This window comes from Nevskiales bacterium, from assembly GCA_035574475.1.
GTDB lineage: Bacteria > Pseudomonadota > Gammaproteobacteria > Nevskiales > DATLYR01 > DATLYR01.
Map to the genome: position 1 here is coordinate 1 of DATLYR010000036.1, position 6,016 is coordinate 6,016.

The 6,016-nt window shown below is 69.8% G+C and carries 5 protein-coding genes; 2 read left to right on the top strand and 3 right to left on the bottom strand.

Annotated elements, in window-relative coordinates; all coding sequences use genetic code 11:
* On the top strand, positions 1–495 hold a 495-nt coding region (locus tag VNJ47_02190), incomplete at its 5' end, for an aminotransferase class I/II-fold pyridoxal phosphate-dependent enzyme (protein ID HXG27642.1).
* Between the two features lie 39 nt (positions 496–534).
* Here the strand turns inward: VNJ47_02190 and VNJ47_02195 are convergent.
* The 3 genes from VNJ47_02195 to queF are packed head-to-tail and all read right to left on the bottom strand — an operon-like array spanning position 535 to position 3,685.
* The gene (locus VNJ47_02195; GenBank protein ID HXG27643.1) at positions 535–2,529 is read right to left on the bottom strand and encodes a M3 family metallopeptidase; all 1,995 of its coding nucleotides are present in this window, start codon (positions 2,527–2,529) and stop codon (positions 535–537) included.
* Positions 2,526–3,260 carry a sulfate transporter CysZ gene (cysZ, locus tag VNJ47_02200; GenBank protein ID HXG27644.1) on the bottom strand — a complete coding sequence of 245 codons (735 nt, stop codon included), beginning with the start codon at positions 3,258–3,260 and terminating at the stop codon, positions 2,526–2,528. The genes VNJ47_02195 and cysZ overlap by 4 nt, the downstream gene beginning before the upstream one ends.
* Before the next feature lie 2 nt (positions 3,261–3,262).
* Positions 3,263–3,685, bottom strand: coding sequence for a preQ(1) synthase (gene queF, locus VNJ47_02205; GenBank protein ID HXG27645.1), 423 nt, complete (start codon positions 3,683–3,685; stop codon positions 3,263–3,265).
* 108 nt (positions 3,686–3,793) lie between these two features.
* On the opposite strand from queF, the gene smc reads away from it, so the two are divergent.
* The coding region (smc, locus tag VNJ47_02210; GenBank protein ID HXG27646.1) for a chromosome segregation protein SMC at positions 3,794–6,016 on the top strand (2,223 nt) is incomplete at its 3' end.

Below are 6,016 nucleotides of genomic sequence, written 5' to 3' on the forward strand. Positions count from 1 at the left end.
GCCTTCGTGGTCAATAGTTTTTCGAAATATTTCGGCATGACCGGCTTCCGCGTCGGTTGGCTGGTGGCGCCGGCGGACTTCGTGCCGGCGGTCGAACGGCTCGCCCAGAACCTGTTCATCTGCCCCTCGACGCCGGCGCAGCATGCGGCGCTGGCAGCCTTCCGGCCGGAGACGATCGAGGTACTCGAGCAGCGTCGCGCGGAGTTCCGGCGCCGGCGCGACTTCCTGGTGCCGGCGCTGCGCGAGCTGGGCTTCGGCATCCCACGCGTCCCGGCGGGAGCCTTCTACGTCTACGCCGATGCCGGGCGCTTCACCGGGGATGGCCTGGCCTTCGCGCACGAGCTGCTGGAGCGCACCGGCGTGGTGATCACGCCGGGGATGGATTTCGGCGAGCACCAGGCGCAGCGGCATGTGCGCTTCGCCTATGCCTCGGCACTGCCGCGGCTGGAGGCGGGCGTCGAGCGCCTGGGGCGATTCCTGCGGGCGGGCGGCTGAAGGCAAGTGGCGCGGCATGCGGCCGCGCCGGCCGGCCTGTCAGGGCTTGCGCTCGCCACGGATCTCGGCGAAGAAGGCCGCGCGGTTGGACGGGCGGCCCAGGAACTCCCGCACCATCTGCTCGGCCTTGACCTCGCCGCCGCGCGCCAGGATCGTGTCGCGGAAGCGCTGGCCGACCGCCGGGTTCATCAGGTTGTCGCCGAAGGCCGAGAGCATGTCGAGCGCCACCGCCTCCGACCACATGTAGCCGTAATAGCCGGCGGCATAGCCGCCGGCAATGTGGCTGAAGGTGGCCGGGAAGCGCGTGCCCTCGGCGTGGCCCAGCGGCGTGTCGCGCTCCATCTCCACCCAGGTCTTTAGGGCCGGCGCGGGCTTCTCGCCGGCCAGCGCCATGTCGTAGCGCGCGTACAGCAGCTGGCGGCCGTAGTGCAGGCCGCTGCCGAGCTTGCGTGCCGCGTCCAGGCGGCGCAGCAGCTCGTCGTCCAGCGGCGGGCAGTCCTTGCACACCGCCAGCAGGCGCCGCAGGCTTTCCGGGCGCCGCGCCCACTCCTCGAACATCTGCGAGGGCGCCTCGACGAAATCCAGCTCGACGTTGGTACCGGCCAGGTCCACGTAGCGCGTCTGCGACAGGATGCCGTGCATCGCGTGGCCGAACTCGTGCAGCAGGGTCTCGACCTCGGTGTGGGTCAGGCCCTGGCGGTCGAAGTTGGTCACCAGCACCGAGATCGGCGTACGTGCGGCCAGCGTACTGCTGCCGCGGACACCGAAAGCCGCGGCGTGGCCGTACTTGCCGGGACGGGGATACAGGTCCAGATACAGGCCACCGATGAAGCGGCCGCTGCCGGCGTCCTTGACGTCGTAGTAGCGCACCTCGTCGTGCCACACCGCAAGCCTGACCGGCTCGAAGCGCAGACCATACAGCTCGCCGGCGAGGTTCAGCGCCCACTGTACCGTGGCTTCGGTCGGGAAGTGACGACGCAGCTTTTCCTGGTCGATGTCGTAGCGCAGTTTGCGCAGTCGTTCCAGATAGAACTCCTTGTCCCAGGGCTCCAGGCGCTGGGCCTCGGGGCTGCCCAGGTAAATCTGCTTCAGCTGCGCCAGCGTCGCCACGTCGCGCGCCTCGACCGCGCGCACGACGTCGTCCACCTCGTCGAGGAAATCGCTGACCGTGCGCGTGTTGCCGACCATGCGCCGCCGCGTCGCGAAATCGGCGTAGCTGCGGAAGCCGTACAGGCCCGCGAGCTGCCTGCGCAGGGTCACGATCTCGTCGAGGATGTCGAGGTTGCGCTCGCCGCCGCGGCTCAGGAAGCCGGTGTAGTAGCGCTGGCGCGCCGCGCCGTCCTCGGCCTGGGCCATGAACGGGAAATAGTCCGGGTAGTCGAAGCCGACCGTGATGTTGCCGCCCTTGTCGCGTCCGACCCGCTCCAGGTAGCTGGCGGGCAGGCCGCGCTGCTCGGCCGGCGAGAAGGTCAGGGTGGTCTTGACCTCGCGCAGGTTGCGGTCGAACTCCTGGTCCAGCGCGGTGAGGCGCTCCATGATCGCTTTGGCCTGCGCGCGCGGCTCCGGCGGCAGCGTCACGCCGGTGTCCTCGAAGGCCTCAATCAGGTCGAGGCGGTAGCGCGCGTCCACCGCGTCGCGCGGGCTGACCGCCTGCACGCGCTGGTACAGCGCCTCGTTCTGGAAGATCGCGGTCTGCGTCTCGGTGGCTTTCAGGATGCAGGCCTCGCCGGCGTCGCGCACCGTCTTGTCCGGGTGCACATAGGCCAGCAGCGAGGCGGGCCCGAGCACGTCCTCGGCCAGGCGTGACTGGTCGTTCCATACCCCCAGCACGCTGTCCACGTCCACCGCGTCCATCGGCAGCTGCGCCAGGGCCTCGGCGCGCACGCGCGTGGCCTCGAGCACCTGCTCGCAGGCGCGGGTGAGGGAGGGGGCGTCGTACAGCGTGAGCGTGGGCCGGCTGGCCAGCGCCGGCAGCGCCGGGGCCAGTGCCAGGGCCAGGCCGGCGCCGGCGAGCGTGAGCGTGTTCGGTTTCAAGCGGCTTTCTCCTTGTGCGCGTGCTCGACCCAGAATGCGGTGGCGCCGGCGACGGCGGCCGGCATGACCAACAGGTTGGCCAGCGGCAGGGCGGTGGCCAGCGTCACCACGGCGCCAAAGCCGAGTCCCGGCCAGCGGTGCCGGGCGAGCCAGGCCCGCTTCTGCGCGAAACTGAGGCCGTGGTTCGAGGCCGGGTAGTCGAGGTACTCCAGCGCGAGCATATAGGCACCGAAGGTCAGCCACAACACGGGGATGAGCGCGTTCAGGCCGGGGATGAACAGCAGCACCAGGCTCAGCAGCGCCAGCGGCAGGGCCCAGCAGGCGAACAGCAGCAGCTTGCGCAGCTCCGTGACCAGGCCCAGCAGCGTTTCCTGCCAGAGCGACAGGCCCGACTCGGGCTGTCGCCCGGTCAACAGACGCTCGACGCGGGCGGCCAGGAAGCCGTTGAAGGGCGCCCCGGCGAGGTTGGCCAGGATCGAGAGCGCGAAACAGAACAGCAGGAATGCCAGCAGCCAGAGCAGCGGCCAGACCAGGAACTCCAACCAGCTCAGCCAGCCCGGCAGCAGGCCGAGCCAAGCGGCGACCTGCGCCTGCAGCACCGGCCAGAGCCACAGGAACAACGCGACGACGACGGCGATGTTGATCAGCAGCGGAATCAGCACGAAGCGGCGCACGCCCGGCTGCCACATCAGGCGAAAGCCGCGTGCCAGGTAGAGCGGGCCCTGCAGCATCGTCAGGGCGTGGTACCCCCGGCCGTCGGGTCCACGTGCCAGGCCGCAGGCGGCAGCGTGCCCTTCCAGCCCTTCGTCCGGTGTTCGGCGCTGACATGGGTGTAGATGCCGCCGCGCACGTTGAACACGGCCGTCAGCCGCATGAAGCGCGGCTGCGTGGCCCTGACCAGATCGTCGAGCATCCGGTTGGTCACGTCCTCGTGGAAATGGCCTTCGTCGCGGAACGACCAGACATAGAGCTTGAGCGATTTCAGTTCCACACAGGTCCTGTCCGGCACGTACTCGAGGTAGAGCGTGGCGAAGTCCGGCTGGCCGGTCTTGGGGCACAGGCAGGTGAACTCGGGGATGCGCATGCGGATGGTATAGTCGCGCCCCGGTCTCGGGTTGCGAAAGGTTTCCAGTTGCTTGCTCGGCTGGCTCGGCATGTACAATCCGGGGGTGAATCCATGAAAACTGTCGATAGTTTACCCCAGCAAGGCCTGGGGTAGACTGGCGGCTCGTCCTTTTCATCCAGACATCTAGCGGTATTTCGAATGCGTCTGTCCTCCATCAAGCTGGCCGGCTTCAAGTCCTTCGTGGACCCGACCGTGCTCCACGTGCACAGCAATCTGACCGGCGTGGTCGGCCCCAACGGCTGCGGCAAGTCCAACATCATCGACGCCGTGCGCTGGGTGCTGGGCGAGATGAGCACCAAGCAGCTGCGCGGCGCCGAGAGCGAGGACGTGATCTTCAACGGCTCGCGCGACAGAAAGCCCGTGGGCCGCGCCTCGGTCGAGATCCTGTTCGACAACAGCGAGGGCCGCTTCGGCGACCGCTACCGCAGCTTCAGCGAGATCTCGATCAAGCGCGAACTGTCGCGCGACGGCAATTCCAGCTATTTCCTGAATGGCGCGCGCTGCCGCCGCCGTGACATCGTCGACCTGTTCCTGGGCACCGGCGTGGCCGGCCGCGACAACTACGCCATCATCCAGCAGGGCACGGTGTCGCGCTTCGTCGAGGCCAAGCCCGACGAGCTGCGCCTGATCCTGGAAGAGGCCGCCGGCATCTCCAAGTACAAGGAGCGGCGCCGCGAGACCGAGACCCGCATCAAGCACACGCGCGAGAACCTCGACCGCCTGAATGACCTGCGCAGCGAGCTGGTGCAGCGGCTGGAGACCCTCAAGCGACAGGCCGCCAATGCGGAAAAGTTCAAGGAATACAAGCAGCAGGAGCGTAAACTGAAGGCGGAACTGCTGGCCCTGCGCTGGCGCGCGCTCGGCGCCGAGGCGCAGCAACAGGAACAGGCCTTCGGCCAGGCCCAGGGCGAGCTGCACGCGCGCCAGGAGCGGCTGCGCGCGGTCGAGCAGGCGCGCGAGGCGCAGCGCCTGGCGCAGCAGGCGGCGGGCCATGCCGTGCAGAACCTGCAGGGCGAGTTCTATGCCGCCGAGGCCGAGGTGGCGCGTGTCGAGCAGGCGCTGCGGCACGCGCAGGAACTGAAGGAATCGCGCGCGCGCGAACTCGCCTCGGTCGAGCAGCAGCAGGCCCAGCTGGCGCAGCGCATCAGCGCCGAGCAGGCGCAGCGCGAGGGCTTGACCGCGGAACTGGCCGAACTGTCGCAGGCGGCGCAGGCCGCGGAAGCCGCGGAAGCCGAGGCGCGCGAGCGCTTCGGCGCCGCGGACCAGGCCTTGCAGGCCGCCGCCGCGCGCTGGGAGGCCTTCACCCACGATTCGCAGGCGCCGCTGCAGCAGGCCGAGGGCGAGCGGGCGCGCGTGGAGCAGATGCAGCGCCAGCTGGCGCTGCTGGCCGAGCGCATCCAGAAACTGGAAGCCGAGCACGGCGGCCTCGATGAGCAGCCGCTGAACGCCGCGCTGCAGGACGCCGAGGCTGCGCTGGCGCGGCTCGATGCGGAATTGCACCAGGGCCAGGACGAGCTGGGCGCGCTCGAGCGCCAGCTGGCGGCGCTGCGCGACCAGCGCGCGGAACTGGACGGGGCCCTGCACGAGGCGCGACAGGGCCTGCAGAGTGCGCGCGGGCGGCTGGCCTCGCTGGAGGCCCTACAGCAGGCGGCACTGCGCGAGGACGACGACACGCTGCGCCAGTGGCTGCAGGATCACGGCTGGACCTCGCCCCGGCGCTTGGCGCAGCAGCTGGAGGTCGAGCCGGGCTGGGAGAAGGCCGTCGAGGCCGCGCTGGGCAGCTTCCTGCAGGCGCTGTGCGTCGAGGATCTGGATGCGCGCCTGAATGAAATCCAGGACTGGCCCAGAGTGCCGGTCACGCTGTTCGATGCCGTGACTACGGCAGTGCCCACCTCGGGCGCGCTGTGCGTGGACCACAGCCTGGCGACGCGCGTGAAGGGGCCAGCCGCAGTGGTGGCGCTGCTCGGCACCGTGTACGCGGTGGACAGCGAACAGGAGGCCGCGCGCCTGCGCGCACGCCTGCAGCCGGGCCAGATGCTGGTGACGCGTGCCGGGTTGTGCTTCGGTCCCGGCTGGGTGCAGCACCCGCGCGGCAGCGTCGAGGAGATCGGCGTGATCGGACGTGAGCGCGCGCTCAAGGCACTGCGGCAGGAGATCGAGACACTGGGCCAGCGTGTCCGCGATCAGGAGGCACGCGGCGAGGGGCTGCGCGAGCAGATCCGTGTGCTGGAAGAGCGTCGCCAAGCCAGCGCAGCTACGCTCGAGCAGCGGCGCAAGCTGCAGGTGGAGGCCCAGAACCGGCGCCAGGCCCAGGCGCTGAAGCTGGAGCAGGTGCAGGCGCGCGCCCGCGCGGTGGCCGCC